Raw genomic sequence first — 14,765 nt, 5'->3', positions numbered from 1 at the left:
GTGTGACCCCCCTGTTCCGCGGAGGTTGGCAATGGCGCGCACGGCCGTTCGAGATGTTGTGATCTGGGTGAAGCATATTCACGGCGGAGACGTGAGCCAGCGCGTGCTCGGCCTGCGGGGCGGCGAGACCGTGGACCTTGTCGTGGATGGTGTTCGCGGCGCCTGGCGCAAGATGGACGACGGCCGCGACGGCCGCCCCACGACGGGCATTCGTCCTATCGGCCGCATGCAGGACTTCTGGCGGGAGCTCTATTCCAGCCGTCGCGGCGACGTGGTCACCATCGAATTGCCCCAAGCGGAGGATGAGGGCGCGTCGGAACGCTCGCGTCTGATCTTCGCGCCGCTCGCGCGTACGCAAGAGGCGCGGAAGTCGGCGCTGGAAGCTCTTCTGAGCCTCAGAGGCGACAGTTATCGCAACACTGGCGTCGTGATCACGCGCGATGACATGCACGATCGCGAACTGGATCGCGAGGGCTTGTGATCACCGCTGACAGCAACGTCTTCGTTTATCTGTTCGACGATCAAGAGCCGGAGAAACGCGCCACGGCCGAACTGGTCGTGCGAGCGCTCGCCGAGCGCAGGACCATGTTGGCGCTCCAGGTCGTCGGCGAAGTGCAGAACGTGCTGCGGCGCAAGTTCAAGACCCCGAACTGGAAGGCGGCTCAATTTGGCTACAACCTGCTCCAGACCTTCGAAACCTTCGCCTATTCACGCGACGCAGTCGATCGCGCCTTGGGGCAGCTTTCCTCGGGTCACCGCTCTTACTGGGACGCCCTGTTGTTGGCGTCGGCCGACGAAGCTGGATGCACGGTGTTGCTCACCGAAGACATGGGCGACGGCGAGCGACTGGGCAATGTGGAAATCGTAAACCCCTTCGCCAAGGGCGGCGGCCTCAGTGTCCGCGCCGGTGAGCTTTTGGAAGCCTGATGCGTACAACTATCCTCTTCGGCGGCATGAGCCGCGAGCGCCTGGTGTCGGTGGCCAGCGCCAAAGCCCTGGCCAAGGCCCTGCCCGAGGCCGACCTGTGGTTCTGGGCGCCCGACGACCAGGTCTATGTGGCCAGCGACGCGGTGCTGCAGGCCCATGAGCGGCCGTTCGAGATCGACCTGCCGACCGAAGGCGCGCCGATCGGCGGGATCGATGCGGCGCTCGACAAGGCCAAGGCCGAGGACCGGGTGCTGGTGCTAGGCATGCATGGCGGCGCGGCCGAGAACGGCGACCTGGCCGCCCTGTGCGAGGCGCGCGGCGTGGCCTTCACCGGCTCGGACAGCAAGTCCAGCCGCCTGGCCTTCGACAAGATCGCCACCAAGGCCGCCGTGGCCAAGGCCGGCGTCGTCGCGCCCTTGACGGTCGCCCTGGCCGACGCCCCGGCGGCTCTCGCGAAATACGGCAAGCTGGTCGCCAAGCCGGTGGCCGACGGCTCCAGCTACGGCCTGATCTTCGTCAACGAAGCTGCCGACCTGGAGCGTCTGGCCGAGGCGGCCGCCCGCGAGGCCTATGTGATCGAGCCGTTCGTGGCCGGGGCCGAGGCCACCTGCGGGGTGCTGGAGCAGGACGGCCGGGTCTTCGCCCTGCCGCCGGTCGAGATCCGCCCGGCCGACGGCGCCTTCGACTATGTCGGCAAGTACCTGGCCAAGACGACGGAAGAGATCTGCCCGGCCACCTTCGCGGCCGAGGTCAATGCCGCCATGCAGGACGCCGCCCTGCGGGCCCACAAGACCGTCGGGGCCGGCGGCTATTCGCGCAGCGACTTCATCGTCACCCCGAACGGCCCGATCTTCCTGGAGATCAACACCCTGCCGGGCATGACCGCCGCCTCGCTGTATCCCAAGTCGCTGAAGGCCCAGGGCATAGGGTTCAAGGACTTCCTGGACGGCCAGATCGCCCTGGCGGTCGCCCGGGCCAAGGCTGAGGCGGCTTGACCATGGACGCCTGGGCCGACGGACCTTTCGACAACGATGACGCGCTGGACTTCATCGACGACCTGGCCGAGGCGCCGGACTGGCGCACGGTCGTGCAGGCGCTCGACTATGTCACCAAGCAGTCCGGCTATCTGGAAGCGCCCGAGGGCTCGATCGCCGTGGCCGCCGCCGCTATCGTCGCGGCCGCCGTCGGCGAGGTTACCGTCCTGCCCGACAATCACCACGAACTGAAATCCGCCCTCGGCGCGCCGCCGGTCGGCGCCGTCGCCCTGGCCCGCGCCGCCCTGGCGCGGGTGGTGGCCCCGGCCTCCGAACTCGACGAACTCTGGCAGGAGGGTGACGGCCACGACGCGTGGCTGACCCAGATCGCCGCCCTGCAAACGACCTTGAGTACAGCCCAATGAGACCCGTCTTCGTCAATATCGGTGAGCGCACCAACGTCACTGGCTCGGCCAAGTTCAAGAAGCTGGTGGTCGAGGGCAATTACGGCGAGGCCCTGTCGGTGGCCCGTCAACAGGTCGAGGCCGGGGCCCAGGTCATCGACGTCAACATGGACGAGGGCCTGCTCGACTCCAAGCAGGCCATGGTCACCTTCCTGAACCTGATGGCGGCCGAGCCCGACATCGCCCGGGTGCCGGTGATGATCGACAGCTCCAAGTGGGAGGTGATCGAGGCCGGCCTGAAGTGCGTCCAGGGCAAGGCGATCGTCAATTCGATCTCGATGAAGGAAGGCGAGGCCAAGTTCATCGAACAGGCCAAGCTGTGCCTGCGCTACGGCGCGGCCGTCGTGGTCATGGCCTTCGACGAGGTCGGCCAGGCCGACACCGCCCGGCGCAAGGTCGAGATCTGCGAGCGGGCCTACCGCATCCTCGTCGACCAGGTCGGCTTCCCGCCGGAAGACATCATCTTCGATCCCAACATCTTCGCCGTGGCGACCGGGATCGAGGAGCACGACAACTACGCCGTCGACTTCATCGAGGCGACGGCCGAGATCAAGCGGCGCTGCCCCTACGCCCGGATCTCCGGCGGGGTGTCGAACGTCTCATTCAGCTTCCGCGGCAACGAGCCGGTGCGGCGGGCCATCCACTCGGTGTTCCTCTACCACGCCATCAACGCCGGCATGGACATGGGCATCGTCAACGCCGGCGACCTGCCGGTCTATGACGCCCTCGATCCGGAGCTGCGCGAGGCCGTCGAGGACGTGATCCTCAACCGTCCGCAGCGCACCAATGTCTCCAACACCGAGCGCCTGGTCGACATGGCCCCGCGCTACAAGGGCGACAAGAGCCAGGTCCAGACCGCCAATCTCGAATGGCGCAAGGGCACGGTGGCCGAGCGCATCACCCACGCCCTGGTCAACGGCGTCACCGAATTCATCGAGCAGGACACCGAGGAGGCGCGGCTGGCGGCCGAGCGGCCGCTGCACGTCATCGAAGGCCCGCTGATGGACGGCATGAACGTGGTCGGCGACCTGTTCGGCTCGGGCAAGATGTTCCTGCCGCAGGTGGTCAAGTCGGCCCGGGTGATGAAGCAGGCGGTGGCCTGGCTGATGCCGTTCATGGAGGCCGAGAAGGAGGGCAAGCCGCGCGAGGCGGCCGGCAAGATCCTGATGGCCACCGTCAAGGGCGACGTCCACGACATCGGCAAGAACATCGTCGGCGTCGTGCTGCAATGTAACAACTACGAGGTCATCGACCTGGGCGTCATGGTCCCGGCCGACCGCATCCTCGAAGAGGCCAAGGCCCACAAGGTCGACATGATCGGCCTGTCGGGCCTGATCACCCCGTCGCTGGACGAGATGGTGTTCGTGGCCTCGGAGATGGAGCGCCAGGGCTTCACCATGCCGCTGCTGATCGGCGGCGCCACCACCAGCCGCACCCACACGGCGGTCAAGATCGAGCCGGCCTATCACAAGGGCTCGACCACCTATGTGCTCGACGCCAGCCGCGCCGTCGGCGTGGTCTCGGGCCTGCTGTCGCCGGGCGAGCGCGATCGCCTGCAGGCCGAGACCCGGGCCGAATATGTCCGCATCCGCGAGCAGTACGCCCGCGGCCAGTCGAACAAGGCGCGCACCAGCCTGGCCGACGCCCGCAAGAAGAAGTTCGCCATCGACTGGGCCGGCTATACGCCGCCCAAGCCGGCCTTCATCGGCGTGCGGAGCTTCGGGCCGTCCCTGGCCGAGCTGGTCCCGTTCATCGACTGGTCGCCGTTCTTCGCCAGCTGGGAGCTGATCGGCCGCTATCCGCAGATCCTCGAGGACGACGTGGTCGGGGCCGCCGCCACCGACCTCTATCGCGACGCCCGGGCCATGCTCGACAAGGTGGTGGCCGAGAACTGGTTCGGAGCCCGGGGGGTGATCGGCTTCTGGCCGGCCCAGGCCGACGGCGACGACATCGTTCTCTATACGGACGAAAGCTGCACGACCGAGCTGTCGCGCCTGCACACCCTGCGCCAGCAGATGGACAAGGGGGCCGGCAAGACCAATGCGGCCCTGGCCGACTTCGTCGCGCCGATCGGCCAGGGGGCGGACTATGTCGGCGGCTTCGCCGTCACCGCCGGCCATGGCGAGGACGAGATCGTCAAGCGCTTCAAGGACGCCGGCGACGACTATTCGGCGATCATGGCCTCGGCCCTGGCCGACCGCTTGGCCGAGGCCTTCGCCGAGTGGCTGCACTGGAAGGCTCGGGTCGAGCTGTGGGGCTACGCCCCCGACGAGGACGCCGACGCCGACCGCCTGATCGCCGAGAAGTACCAGGGCATCCGCCCGGCCCCCGGCTATCCGGCCCAGCCCGACCACACCGAGAAGGGCGCGCTGTTCGAACTGCTCGACGCCGAGAAGGCCACCGGCATGATCCTGACCGAAAGCTACGCCATGAGCCCCGGCGCCGCGGTCTCCGGCTTCTATTTCAGCCACCCGCAGAGCCACTATTTCGGGGTCGGCAAGATCGATCTCGACCAGGTCGAGGACTATGCCCGCCGCAAGGGCTGGGACCTGGCCAAGGCCGAGAAGTGGCTGTCGCCGATCCTCAACTACGATCCGGCGGCGCGGGTGAAGGGCGAAGCGGCGTAGGACCTGTGGACAGTCGGCGATCTTGGACCGAATTCCTCGTCCTTCGACAGGCTCAGCATGAGGAATTCTACGGAACCGCCTTGCCCGTAGCCCTCATCCTGAGCCTGTCGAAGGACGAGGGCGTCGCCTCTACGCTCGACGCCTAGAGCACGTTTTCTTCAAGTTGAATCGCGGCTCTCAAATCCCCGTCTCCCCGGCGAAGGCCGGGGCCCAGGTGAAACCCACGAGCCGCTCCGGATGAATCTGGATCCCGGCCTTCGCCGGGAAGACGGAAGAAGGGGAGAGCGCGTCGATCTAAAATCAATGCGCTCTGGGCAGGCCTGGGTCCGGCGTCATGGCGTCTCCCCAAAATCCTCCGCTATGATTTGTCAGAGTTTTCGCTCTCACTTTCAGCTGTCATCCCGAGCCTTGTTGTGTCCGGGATGACGGGGAAGGGGAGCGGGAAGCCGAACCTCCAGGGCGCTTGACCTCACGGGTCTTGCCGGCGCCATTCCCCAACACCCAAAGGACCGCGGCGTCGCTCTCGCGAACCGCTCCATAGCGCGGCTGGCCGAGGGCGCCTCGTTGCGCTAGATAAGTCAGACAATAGGAGTCGAGCGCTATCGCGCCGGCGCCTCGTCGCTGACCGCCGTAAGAAACATTGGGGAGTGCTGCAGATGAAGACCAACCTGAGCCGCCGCGGCCTGCTGGGCGCTTCCGCGGCCCTGGGTGCAGCGTTGCCCGCCGTTGCGGCGACCAAGTCGGCCCCGAAGCCGACCGCGAAGAAGGCGCTCCTGGCTCCGACCCCGCCGATGGGCTGGAACAGCTGGAACAGCTTCGCCACCACCATCACCGAGGCCCAGACGCTGGAGCAGGCGCAGATCATGGCCCGCGAGCTGCTGCCCGCCGGCTATGATATTCTGACCGTCGACATCCAGTGGTACGAGCCCAGCGCCAGCGGCTACACCTACATCGACAAGCCGGTCCCGACCCTGGACGATCACGGCCGCCTGCTGCCCGCGCCGAACCGCTTCCCGTCGAGCGCCGGCGGTCAGGGCTTCAAGCCGCTGGCCGACCGCTGCCGGGCCCTGGGCCTGCGCTTCGGCGTGCACCTGATGCGCGGCGCCCCGCGCCTGGCGGTCGAGCGCGGCCTGAAGGTGCTGGGCACGAACATCTCGATCGCCGACATCGTCGACAAGCGCAGCATCTGCTCTTGGAACCCCGACATGTACGGGGTCGACATGAGCAAGCCCGGCGCCCAGGCCTATTACGACAGCGTCTTCGCCCTGCTGGCCTCCTGGGGCGTGGACTTCGTCAAGGTCGACGATCTGTGCCGTCCCTATGACGCCCACATGGCCGAGATCGAGGCGATCCACCGCGCGATCGGCCGCTCGGGCCGGCCGATCCTCCTGTCCATGTCGCCCGGCGAGACCCCCGTGGTGCGCGGCGACCATGCGCACCGGCACGCCCAGATGTGGCGCATCTCGGACGACTTCTGGGACGACTGGAACATGCTGCACGCCCAGTTCACCCGCCTGGAGAACTGGTCGCCCCATATCGGTGACGGCGGCTGGCCGGACGCCGACATGCTGCCGCTGGGCCGCCTGGCCCTGGGCGAGCGCGACACCAAGTTCACCCCCGACGAGCAGCGCACCCTGATGACCCTGTGGTCGATCGCCCGCTCGCCGCTGATCATGGGCGGCGACCTGCGCCATCTCGATGCGCCGACCAAGGCCTTGCTGACCAACCCCGAGGTCATCGCCGTCAACCAGGCCTCGCACGACAATCGCCCGCACTTCGTCGAGGACGGCGTCCGCGTCTGGACGGCGAAGGCGGCCAACGGCGACGCCTATCTGGCGCTGTTCAACACGAACGATTGGCCGCGCGAGGTCGGGGTCGACCTCAAGCTCGTCGGCTTGCCCGCCTCGGTCTCGGCGCGGGACCTCTGGAAGCGCGCCGATCTGGGCAAGGTCTCCGGCCGCTTCTCGGCGCCGCTGCCGCCGCACGGCGGGGGCCTCTACCGTCTCGCCGCGGGTTGATTTTAGGGAGCCGATTTGAGGGACACACACTCATTTCCCCCAACGCACATTTGGGCGAAAGGCCGTGATTGGAAATGAGCGTGTGTCCCTCAAATCTAGGGTCGGGCGCTACGCGCTTGCATCCGAACGAACCACGACCTGATCGCCCCAGAAATTCAGAGGGGCGCCCTGCGTCGTCCGCAATTCAAACCAGTACACGTCGTCCCAGAGAGCCTCGGTTCCTCGGGTGAGACCGCCAAGCTCCCACTCTTCGTCGGGGGTTTTCTCGACGAAATCGACCAACCAGGTCATTTCGACGCCGCCGATCGTCGTCTGGATCGATCCCTTGTCGGCGTTCGGGCGGTAGGACAGGCGGTAGTCGCCGTCCTCGCCGCGAAACGTCGCTTCAAACGCTGCAGGACAATCCACGCCCGCCGCGCCTTTCACCCCCTAGGCCCGCTGGTTAAGGGTGATCGCCGTGCCGTTCTGGCGATAGGCCGCGCCCTGGGCGCCGGGGCCGTAGCCGACGGCCTGCGGGCGCTGGTCGGCGACTTCCTGGGCGATGGCGCGGACCAGGCCCTCGGTGACGGTCTTGGCGGCGCCGACCGCGCGGCCCTGGCGGGCCAGGACGGCGTCGAAGGCCTCGGTGGCGCGCACCAGCCGCTGGCGGCGGGCCGGGGCGGCCTGGGCGACCAGGGCGACATTGGCCCGCACTCGCGCCGACTCATGGCGATAGAGGTTGGCCAGCTTGGCGACCTCGTCGACATATTGCGCCGCCTCGTGCGGGCGGCGGGCCTCGAAGGCGTTGGCCTGCCGGGCGATCAGGTCGGTCAGCCGCTCGGTCAGCAGGATGAGCTGCTCGACGCGGTCGTCGGAATCGATGGCGGTCAGGGCCATGGCGCTACTCCTTCAAGCCTTGCATCTTCAGCATTTCCTTCTGCACCGCGGCGGCGACGCCGATGCCGCCGGCCTTGGCGACCTGCTTGGCCATCTCCTCGCCGAGCAGCGACTTGAACATGTCCTCGCCGGCCCCGCCGCCGCCGATCTCCGGGGTCTTCATGCCGGCGGTCATCGACTGCATCATCACCGACAGGAACGAGGCCTCGAACTTCTGGGCCGTGTCGCGAATCTTGCCGCGCCGCAGCAGCTCGGCGGTCGAGGCGGCGGTCGGGCCGACGGTGTCGATCGCCGGGGTGGCGAGGGTAGACAGAGCGCTCATCACATCACCTCGATGTCGGCTTGCAGGGCGCCCGAGGCCTTGATGGCCTGCAGGATCGAGATCATGTCGCGCGGGGTGACCCCCAGGGCGTTGAGGCCGCCGACCAGGCTCTTGAGCGAGGCGCCGCCGCCCAGGGTCAGCAGCTTCTTGCCGGTCTCCTCGTTGACGCTGACGGTCGACTGCGGGACCACGGCGGTGCGGCCTTGACTGAACGGGGCCGGCTGGCTGACGGCCGGGGTCTCCTGGACCGAGATGGTCAGGTTGCCCTGGGCGATCGCCACCTGGCTGATGCGGACGTCGTCGCCCATGACGATGACGCCGGCCACCTCGTCGATGATCACCTTGGCCGGGGCGTCGGGCTCGACCTCCAGGTTCTCGATGGCGGTCACGAAGCTGATCATGTCCATGCCGGCCGGCGGACGGATGGCGACGATGGTCGGGTTCTGAGCCTGGGCGCAGTGGGGGAACTTGCCGTTGATGGCGTCGGCGATGCGGCGCGAGGTGGTGAAGTCGGGGTTGCGCAGGGTCATGCGCAGCTCTTCCATGCTCACCATCTGGAAGCCGGTCTCCTTTTCGATGATGCCGCCGGCGGCGATCCGGCCGGCGGTCGGCACGCCCTTGGTCACCGAGCTGCCCGAGGCCCCGCCGGCCGAGACCGAACCGGTCTGCACCGAGCCCTGCGCCACCGCATAGGTCTGGCCGTCGGCGCCCTGTAGGGCGGTGACCAGCAGGGTGCCCCCCAGCAGGCTCTTGGCGTCGCCCAGGGTCGAGACCGTGACGTCCATCCGCGCCCCGGCGGCCGAGAACGGCGGCAGGTTGGCGGTGACCATCACCGCGGCGGTGTTCTTGGTGTTGAGGTTGCCGTCGCGGACATTGACGCCCTGGCGCTCGAGCATGGCCTCCAGGCTCTGCTTGGTCATCGGGGCGTTGCGCAGGCTGTCGCCCGAGCCGTTGAGGCCCACGACGATGCCGTAGCCGATCAGCTGGTTGTCGCGCACGCCCTCGAAGGCGACGATGTCCTTGATCCGCGACGAGGCGGCGGCCGGGCCCCCGATCGCAAGCAGGCCGATCAGGGCGGTCGCGGCCAGGGCGAGGCTCAGAACGGGGGTGAAGAATGAACGAGACATGGCGATCCTGCGGCGGGGGCTTGTCCCCGCGCCGCCCCATGCCAGAAGCGGGCCACGAAAAAACTCAATGAAATCAGTCGAAAGGCGGTGATTTTCTGCCTGCGACATTCCGCTTCGGCAGATTCTGCCCGGCATTAACCATACTTCAAGCGCCGCCCTGACAAGATGGCGTCCATTCGGGAGGCGACTCCCGGTTCGCAGGTTTGGGGCGACGTTTCGTCATGAAGGTTTCCGGGACGGGAGGCGCGGGCGCGGTTGGCGCATCACGGGCCAAGCCGACGGGCGGCGGTTCGGGCTTTTCCCTGCCGTCGGTGGGCGGCGCGAGCGCGGCGGCGGGCCTGGCCCAGACGGGCGGCGTGGCCGGGATCGGCTCGCTGGACGCCCTGCTGGCCCTGCAGGCCGATCTTGACCCGATGGAGCGCAAGCGCCGGGCGGTGAAGCGGGCCGGGGGCCTGCTCGACCTGCTCGACTCGATGAAGCTGGCCATGCTCGACGGGGCGGTCTCGACCGACACCCTGTCGCGGCTGAAGAGCGCCGTGCGCGAGCATCGCGAGGCGACCGACGACCCCAAGTTGGAATCCCTGCTCAACGAGATCGAGACCCGCGCCGCCGTCGAGGCCGCCAAGCTCGAACAGGCCCGAGGGTGAGGCTGTGACGAAACGGCGCTTTCCTCCGAGCCCATTCGCGAATATGCCCAGGAAAACGATGTCCTCGCATGGGGGTGAACGCATCGCTCACGCGACGTTCATTGAACGGGGCTATCGTTTTGGTATAAGCACCCCGCCCGACCTGGGCGGAGTTCATCGGGGCGTGAGGCGTTAATGCAAACGGCCAGTGTTCTTAAGGCGCCAGACTCGTATCGTCCTTCGGACGACGAGCCTTTCATGAACGAGCGGCAGCTTGAATATTTCAAGCAAAAGCTGCTGGCCTGGAAAGAGGAGATCCTCCGCGAATCTCGCGAGACGGTCACCCATCTCCAAGCCGAGACTGAAAACCATGCCGACCTCGCCGATCGTGCGTCGTCGGAAACTGATCGGGCGCTGGAGCTGCGCACCCGTGACCGTCAGAGAAAGCTTATCTCCAAGATCGACCAAGCGTTGCGCCGGGTCGAGGACGGGTCCTACGGTTATTGCGAAGAGACCGGCGAACCGATCGGTTTGGCGAGGCTGGACGCGCGGCCAACCGCCACGCTCAGCCTGGAAGCCCAGGAACGTCACGAGCGTCGCGAACGGGTTCACCGCGACGACTGAAGGTCTGCTGACCTTCGACTGGATGTGTTTCGAACGGCCTCGCCTCACGGCGGGGCCGTTTTTGTTTTCCGTCGCCAGGGAGAGATCGGCGCCGCGCGAATCTAGGGCGGGATGATTTCGGACTGGCTCATCATTTTCGTCCGTCTCCCCGGCGAAGGCCGGGGCCCAGGTTCAGTCGTCGTGCTGGCAGCCTATCCGAAATACACAGTCCTATGATCTGGGCCCCGGCCTTCGCCGGGGAGACGGACCCGGGGTGGGCGCTTCAGTACAGGATCGTCATGCCCGAGGTCGCAAGGCGCAGCGTCACGTCGAGGAAGGCGCATTCTTCCGCAGCTTGCCGGTCGGGTCGTAAACAGTGACCTTGTGGGGCAGGTCCGGGCCCCAGCGCCAGAGCACCAGGTTCTGGTCGTCGACGCTCGCCCCGGCGGCGAAGCTCGGGACGAGGGCGCCGGCATAGCCCTCGGCAAGCAGGCGACGGACGACGGCCCACGACTCCGGCTCGCGCCCGCCGATCAGCGCGTCTCCCCAGGCGCAGTTCAGGTCGGCCAGGGAGACGCCCAGAGCCGTTCGCTCGGCCTCCGTTCGAAGGTCCGCTATGTCCTTGCAGTCGACGTCGTAGCTGCACAGGACATAGGGGGTCAGCCGGTGGGCGAAGCCCGCCGAAACCTCGCGAAACACCGTGTGGTAGCTGAGCGACAGATAGAGGGTCTCAAGGCCCGGCCAGTTGAAGCGCCGGCCCTTGAGCGCCGCGCCGGCGCCCGAGAGCGGCGTCCAGGACCAGTTCGGGTCGTGCGCGCGAAAGCACTCGCCCGTGAACCTCAAGCGTAGCCGCCGGTCGCCAGATGGTCGACATAGTCGCGGACCGCGCCGGCCTGGCCCGACTTGACGAGCGCCTCGGCCGTCCGCCCGCCGAACGCCGGGATCGGTTCGGCCCTGTACCAGGCCATGGCCTGGGCCGGCCCGCCGGCCCAACCCTGCACGAGGCTGATGATCTCCAGCATCTCGCGCACGCGGGTCTGCGCCTTGGGACCGCCGCGGCGGCTGGCTTTCTGGAACACTTCACGGGCCAAGCCGGCGGTTTCCGCCAGTTGGGCCTTGGACATCGCAAAGGCGTCGGCCACGTCGTCGACCTTCACGGTCCCGCGTTCGTCCATCAGGCTGGCGATCGACAGCCGGCCCTGAGGACGTGAACGGGCGACCTTGCGCGCCGGCGGGAGCCCCTTCGGGGTCGCGATCTTCTTCGGCGCCGGTTCCACATGCCGCTCCATTGACCGTTAATGCGGCCAAAATACCGGTAATCGGCGCAAACTACAAGCATGAGGCCCTTCGAAGCCGGGCCCATGGACGCCCCGCTTCACCACAGGCTCGCCGCCGCCCGCTCGGGCCAGGCCTTGTCGTAGTCGGGCCCGCCGACCGCATCGGCGCTCATCGCCGCCAGCATGGCGCCGGGCGAGGGCAGGGCGTCGGGGTCGACGTGGCGCTCGGCCTGCCACAGCCCCGAGCGGACGATGGCCCGGGCGCACTGGAAATAGGCCTCGACCACGGTGACCACCAGGCAGGTGCGCGGCGCCTTGCCGTCGACGGCGAAGCTCTTCAGCAGCTCGGGATCGGCGCTGACCGCCGCCCGGCCGTTGACCCGGAACGTGGTGCCCGAGCCGGGGATCAGGAACATCAGCGCCACCCGCGGGTCGCGCACCACGTTGCGCAGGCTGTCGATGCGGTTGTTGCCGCGCCGGTCGGGCAGGATCAGCGTGCGGTCATCCTGGATGCGGACAAAGCCGGGCTGGTCGCCGCGCGGGCTGCAGTCCAGGCCCTCGGGGCCGACCGTGGCCAGGGTCAGGAACGGCGAGGCCTCGATCAGGGCGCGGTAGTGCGGGGTGATGCGGTCGCTGACCTTGACGGTCGAGGCCGCGGCCGGGCCCGGCGCATAGAGGGCTTCCAGCGCTTCGAGGCTGTCGATGACGGTCATGGGCGGGCCCTCCGGAAGGGACCCAGCATAGCCTGGATGGCCGGGTTGAAAACCTAGGCGGCCGCTCCGCGCGCCGCGGCGCAGGCCTCGGCCAGGCGGCGGGGCGAGATCGGCTTGTCGACCACGGCGCGGGTGCGGGCCCCCAGCTGGTCGGCGTTGCCGGTGACATAGACCACCGGGATCGGCCCCAGCCGGGCGAGGATGGCGCTGACCGCCTCGACGCCGGTGCCGCCGATGATGCGATAGTCGGCGGTGATCAGGTCCGGCGGCCGCCGAAGCGCGCAGTCGAGCGCCTCCTGCGGGCTCTCGGCGATGTCGAAGCTGTTGAAACCTTGCTCCTCAAGCAAAGCCTCGACCTCCATCGCGATGAGGATCTCGTCCTCGATGATCAAAGCATGCCGTCGAGACATGTGCACTGGACGCCGCCGCTCTTCAAAATCGTCCCTAAGCACTACTACAAGCCTATGATTCCCTTTGGCGCTAATGGTTTCTACGGTCAAGCTCGCAAAAATTTCCATCGTTTCGCCGCTGCGACTTGTTCGCAGGCCGCCGCCTGTTGTCATGGACTTGTGACAACGATGTCAGATCGCTCGAAGACTTACCCGACCGGGCGGATGCAGGGCGCATTACCTAGCGTTTCGAAGAACGCCGTCCGGTGACGGCCGGCGCTTGCCTGCGGCCGGGGAAATTGCGCTATGCAGGACGCCAAAAGGCCAGCAGGAGCGCGCCGGACATGTCCCTGATCCTCACCGAAAGGCGCGGCCACGTCGCGATCCTGACCCTCAACCGGCCCGAGGCGATGAACGCTCTCGGCGCGCCGGGCGACGGCGACCAGGTGGCGGCCGCCTGCGAGGCGATCAACGACGACCAGGACATCCGCTGCGTAATCCTGACCGGAGCGGGCCGGGCGTTCTCGGCCGGCGGCGACGTCAAGGCGATGAAGGCCCGCGAGGGGGCGTTCGGCGGCAACGGCGTGCGGGTCCGTGACGGCTATCGCAGGAACATCCACCGCATCGTCCGGGCCATCTACGGCCTGGAGGTCCCGGCCATCGCGGCGGTCAACGGCGCGGCCATCGGCCTGGGCTGCGACGTGGCCTGCATGACCGACATCCGCATCGCCGCCGACAGCGCCCGGTTCGGGGTGACCTTCCTGAAGCTGGGCCTGATCCCCGGCGACGGCGGGGCCTGGCTGATGCCGCGCACCATCGGCATGAGCCGGGCGGCCGAGCTGCTGTTCACCGGCGACGTCATCGACGCGGCCAAGGCCGAGCAATGGGGCCTGATCAGTAAGGCGGTGCCGGCCGAGACCCTGATGGACGAAGCCCTGGCCCTGGCCGAGCGGATCGCCGCCCAGCCGCCTCACGCCCTGCGCATGGCCAAGACCCTGCTGCGCCAGGGGGCCAGCGCCAGCTACGACACCCTGATGGAGATGAGCGCCATGGCCCAGGCCATCGCCCACCACACCGACGACCATATCGAGGGCGTCGACGCCATCCTCGAAAAACGCCAGCCCAGCTTCCGGGGGTCGTGATGGGCAAGGAAGCCAAGGGCGTCTGGGGCCAGCTGTCGGACGGCGAGAGCGACGGCAAGCTGTTGTGGGAGCCGCCGAAGCTGATCTTCCGCGGGGCGGTGCGCGGCATCTACCAGGGCCACGCCCTGCGCGACCTGCGGGTCGAGGGCGACGACCTGGTCCTGACCGACGGCACGCGCTTCACCCTGCCGGCCGGCCAGGCCGACACCTGGCTGCACGCCATCCAGAACCCGCCCGGGCGGCTGGACAAGCTGGGCGTCAAGCCGGGCCAGACCGTGGTGGTCGAGGGGCTGGACGACGCCGAGTTCCTCGACGAACTGTCGACCCGGGTCGAACCCGTCGAGGCCGACGAGGACATCGACCTGCTGTTCCTCGGCGTCGAGGACCTGGCCGACGTCGACCGGCTGGAGGATCTGGCCGGCGGCCTGGCCGCCAAGGGCGCGATCTGGATCGTCGCCCGGAAGGGCAAGGGCGCGCCGCTGAAGGACGCCGAGATCCTGACCGCCGCCCGCGAGCGCGGCCTGGTCGACACCAAGGTCTGCGCCTTCTCCAAGACCCACACGGCCCTGCGGTTCGTGCGCCGCAAGGGCGGGGCGGCGGTCCCGGCCGCGCCGGTCGAGGACGACGAGGCGGGGTTCGAGGAAGAGTAGGGCGGTCGCGGGCTGCGGCGTTGGGAAGGC

The 14,765-nt window shown here is 68.0% G+C and carries 18 protein-coding genes; 10 read left to right on the top strand and 8 right to left on the bottom strand.

Going from position 1 to position 14,765, the window contains the following annotated elements:
- Positions 1 to 31 precede the first annotated feature (31 nt).
- The 6 genes from ACIPQB_RS12015 to ACIPQB_RS11990 all read left to right on the top strand — a co-directional run bounded on the left by ACIPQB_RS12015 (position 32) and on the right by ACIPQB_RS11990 (position 7,010).
- Entirely contained in the window at positions 32 to 481 is a 450-nt protein-coding gene (locus ACIPQB_RS12015) for a hypothetical protein (protein WP_446485464.1), read from the top strand.
- Positions 478 to 927, top strand: a complete 450-nt coding sequence (locus tag ACIPQB_RS12010; protein WP_446485463.1) for a PIN domain-containing protein — start codon at positions 478 to 480, stop codon at positions 925 to 927. The genes ACIPQB_RS12015 and ACIPQB_RS12010 overlap by 4 nt, the downstream gene beginning before the upstream one ends.
- The gene (locus tag ACIPQB_RS12005) at positions 927 to 1,922 is read left to right on the top strand and encodes a D-alanine--D-alanine ligase family protein (RefSeq protein ID WP_446485462.1); all 996 of its coding nucleotides are present in this window, start codon (positions 927 to 929) and stop codon (positions 1,920 to 1,922) included. The genes ACIPQB_RS12010 and ACIPQB_RS12005 overlap by 1 nt, the downstream gene beginning before the upstream one ends.
- 2 nt (positions 1,923 to 1,924) lie before the next feature.
- Entirely contained in the window at positions 1,925 to 2,326 is a 402-nt protein-coding gene (locus ACIPQB_RS12000; protein ID WP_446485461.1) for a DUF4259 domain-containing protein, read from the top strand.
- Complete coding sequence (gene metH / locus ACIPQB_RS11995; protein ID WP_446485460.1) at positions 2,323 to 4,992, top strand: methionine synthase; 2,670 nt, start codon at positions 2,323 to 2,325, stop codon at positions 4,990 to 4,992. The genes ACIPQB_RS12000 and metH overlap by 4 nt, the downstream gene beginning before the upstream one ends.
- Positions 4,993 to 5,648: 656 nt before the next feature.
- Complete coding sequence (locus ACIPQB_RS11990) at positions 5,649 to 7,010, top strand: glycoside hydrolase family 27 protein (RefSeq protein ID WP_446485459.1); 1,362 nt, start codon at positions 5,649 to 5,651, stop codon at positions 7,008 to 7,010.
- 108 nt (positions 7,011 to 7,118) lie between these two features.
- On the opposite strand, the gene ACIPQB_RS11985 is transcribed toward ACIPQB_RS11990, so the two are convergent.
- From ACIPQB_RS11985 to ACIPQB_RS11970, 4 genes are read right to left on the bottom strand one after another with little or no spacing between them, the layout of a single operon-like run.
- Positions 7,119 to 7,418: a hypothetical protein gene (locus tag ACIPQB_RS11985; protein ID WP_446485458.1), complete on the bottom strand. Its 300-nt coding sequence runs from the start codon at positions 7,416 to 7,418 to the stop codon at positions 7,119 to 7,121.
- A 21-nt stretch (positions 7,419 to 7,439) separates the two neighbouring features.
- Positions 7,440 to 7,886 (bottom strand): flagellar basal body protein, encoded by a 447-nt coding sequence (locus ACIPQB_RS11980; RefSeq protein WP_446485457.1) that lies wholly within the window; start codon positions 7,884 to 7,886, stop codon positions 7,440 to 7,442.
- A 4-nt stretch (positions 7,887 to 7,890) separates the two neighbouring features.
- Complete coding sequence (locus ACIPQB_RS11975; protein ID WP_446485456.1) at positions 7,891 to 8,208, bottom strand: rod-binding protein; 318 nt, start codon at positions 8,206 to 8,208, stop codon at positions 7,891 to 7,893.
- On the bottom strand, positions 8,208 to 9,335 hold the full coding sequence (locus tag ACIPQB_RS11970) for a flagellar basal body P-ring protein FlgI (protein ID WP_446485455.1): 1,128 nt from the start codon (positions 9,333 to 9,335) through the stop codon (positions 8,208 to 8,210). The genes ACIPQB_RS11975 and ACIPQB_RS11970 overlap by 1 nt, the downstream gene beginning before the upstream one ends.
- A 221-nt stretch (positions 9,336 to 9,556) precedes the next feature.
- Between ACIPQB_RS11970 and fliX the strand changes: the two genes are divergently transcribed.
- Positions 9,557 to 9,982: a flagellar assembly regulator FliX gene (fliX, locus tag ACIPQB_RS11965; RefSeq protein WP_446485454.1), complete on the top strand. Its 426-nt coding sequence runs from the start codon at positions 9,557 to 9,559 to the stop codon at positions 9,980 to 9,982.
- A 174-nt stretch (positions 9,983 to 10,156) separates the two neighbouring features.
- Complete coding sequence (gene dksA / locus ACIPQB_RS11960; protein ID WP_446485453.1) at positions 10,157 to 10,585, top strand: RNA polymerase-binding protein DksA; 429 nt, start codon at positions 10,157 to 10,159, stop codon at positions 10,583 to 10,585.
- A gap of 303 nt (positions 10,586 to 10,888) precedes the next feature.
- Here dksA and ACIPQB_RS11955 read toward each other — a convergent pair whose 3' ends face one another.
- From ACIPQB_RS11955 to ACIPQB_RS11940, 4 genes are all read right to left on the bottom strand, one after another.
- Entirely contained in the window at positions 10,889 to 11,407 is a 519-nt protein-coding gene (locus ACIPQB_RS11955) for an RES family NAD+ phosphorylase (protein WP_446485452.1), read from the bottom strand.
- Positions 11,404 to 11,841 carry an antitoxin Xre/MbcA/ParS toxin-binding domain-containing protein gene (locus tag ACIPQB_RS11950; protein WP_446485451.1) on the bottom strand — a complete coding sequence of 146 codons (438 nt, stop codon included), beginning with the start codon at positions 11,839 to 11,841 and terminating at the stop codon, positions 11,404 to 11,406. The genes ACIPQB_RS11955 and ACIPQB_RS11950 overlap by 4 nt, the downstream gene beginning before the upstream one ends.
- Before the next feature lie 98 nt (positions 11,842 to 11,939).
- Positions 11,940 to 12,554, bottom strand: coding sequence for a pyridoxamine 5'-phosphate oxidase family protein (locus tag ACIPQB_RS11945; RefSeq protein ID WP_446485450.1), 615 nt, complete (start codon positions 12,552 to 12,554; stop codon positions 11,940 to 11,942).
- Between the two features lie 53 nt (positions 12,555 to 12,607).
- Positions 12,608 to 12,964: a response regulator gene (locus tag ACIPQB_RS11940; RefSeq protein ID WP_446485449.1), complete on the bottom strand. Its 357-nt coding sequence runs from the start codon at positions 12,962 to 12,964 to the stop codon at positions 12,608 to 12,610.
- 323 nt (positions 12,965 to 13,287) lie between these two features.
- On the opposite strand from ACIPQB_RS11940, the gene ACIPQB_RS11935 reads away from it, so the two are divergent.
- Both ACIPQB_RS11935 and ACIPQB_RS11930 read left to right on the top strand, forming a co-directional pair.
- A complete protein-coding gene (locus ACIPQB_RS11935; protein ID WP_446485448.1) occupies positions 13,288 to 14,085 on the top strand; it encodes a crotonase/enoyl-CoA hydratase family protein in 798 nt (265 codons plus the stop codon).
- Entirely contained in the window at positions 14,085 to 14,735 is a 651-nt protein-coding gene (locus ACIPQB_RS11930) for a DUF3052 family protein (RefSeq protein WP_446485447.1), read from the top strand. Before ACIPQB_RS11935 ends, ACIPQB_RS11930 begins: the two co-directional genes overlap by 1 nt.
- The last annotated feature ends 30 nt before the right edge of the window (positions 14,736 to 14,765 follow it).

This window comes from Caulobacter sp. LARHSG274 (assembly GCF_052871235.1).
The sequence above is the reverse complement of the archived record's forward strand: the minus strand, read 5'-3'. Positions and strand labels throughout refer to the sequence as shown.

What these genes read in the sequence shown, in the direction of transcription:
- ACIPQB_RS12000 (WP_446485461.1), top strand. Translation starts at nt 1,925, where the DNA reads ATGGACGCCTGGGCCGACGGACCTTTCGACAACGATGACGCGCTGGAC.
- ACIPQB_RS11970 (WP_446485455.1), bottom strand. Translation starts at nt 9,335, where the DNA reads ATGTCTCGTTCATTCTTCACCCCCGTTCTGAGCCTCGCCCTGGCCGCG.
- ACIPQB_RS12005 (WP_446485462.1), top strand. Translation starts at nt 927, where the DNA reads ATGCGTACAACTATCCTCTTCGGCGGCATGAGCCGCGAGCGCCTGGTG.
- ACIPQB_RS11930 (WP_446485447.1), top strand. Translation starts at nt 14,085, where the DNA reads ATGGGCAAGGAAGCCAAGGGCGTCTGGGGCCAGCTGTCGGACGGCGAG.
- ACIPQB_RS11940 (WP_446485449.1), bottom strand. Translation starts at nt 12,964, where the DNA reads ATGTCTCGACGGCATGCTTTGATCATCGAGGACGAGATCCTCATCGCG.
- ACIPQB_RS11935 (WP_446485448.1), top strand. Translation starts at nt 13,288, where the DNA reads ATGTCCCTGATCCTCACCGAAAGGCGCGGCCACGTCGCGATCCTGACC.
- ACIPQB_RS11990 (WP_446485459.1), top strand. Translation starts at nt 5,649, where the DNA reads ATGAAGACCAACCTGAGCCGCCGCGGCCTGCTGGGCGCTTCCGCGGCC.
- metH (WP_446485460.1), top strand. Translation starts at nt 2,323, where the DNA reads ATGAGACCCGTCTTCGTCAATATCGGTGAGCGCACCAACGTCACTGGC.
- fliX (WP_446485454.1), top strand. Translation starts at nt 9,557, where the DNA reads ATGAAGGTTTCCGGGACGGGAGGCGCGGGCGCGGTTGGCGCATCACGG.
- ACIPQB_RS11980 (WP_446485457.1), bottom strand. Translation starts at nt 7,886, where the DNA reads ATGGCCCTGACCGCCATCGATTCCGACGACCGCGTCGAGCAGCTCATC.
- ACIPQB_RS11945 (WP_446485450.1), bottom strand. Translation starts at nt 12,554, where the DNA reads ATGACCGTCATCGACAGCCTCGAAGCGCTGGAAGCCCTCTATGCGCCG.
- ACIPQB_RS11975 (WP_446485456.1), bottom strand. Translation starts at nt 8,208, where the DNA reads ATGAGCGCTCTGTCTACCCTCGCCACCCCGGCGATCGACACCGTCGGC.
- ACIPQB_RS12015 (WP_446485464.1), top strand. Translation starts at nt 32, where the DNA reads ATGGCGCGCACGGCCGTTCGAGATGTTGTGATCTGGGTGAAGCATATT.
- dksA (WP_446485453.1), top strand. Translation starts at nt 10,157, where the DNA reads ATGCAAACGGCCAGTGTTCTTAAGGCGCCAGACTCGTATCGTCCTTCG.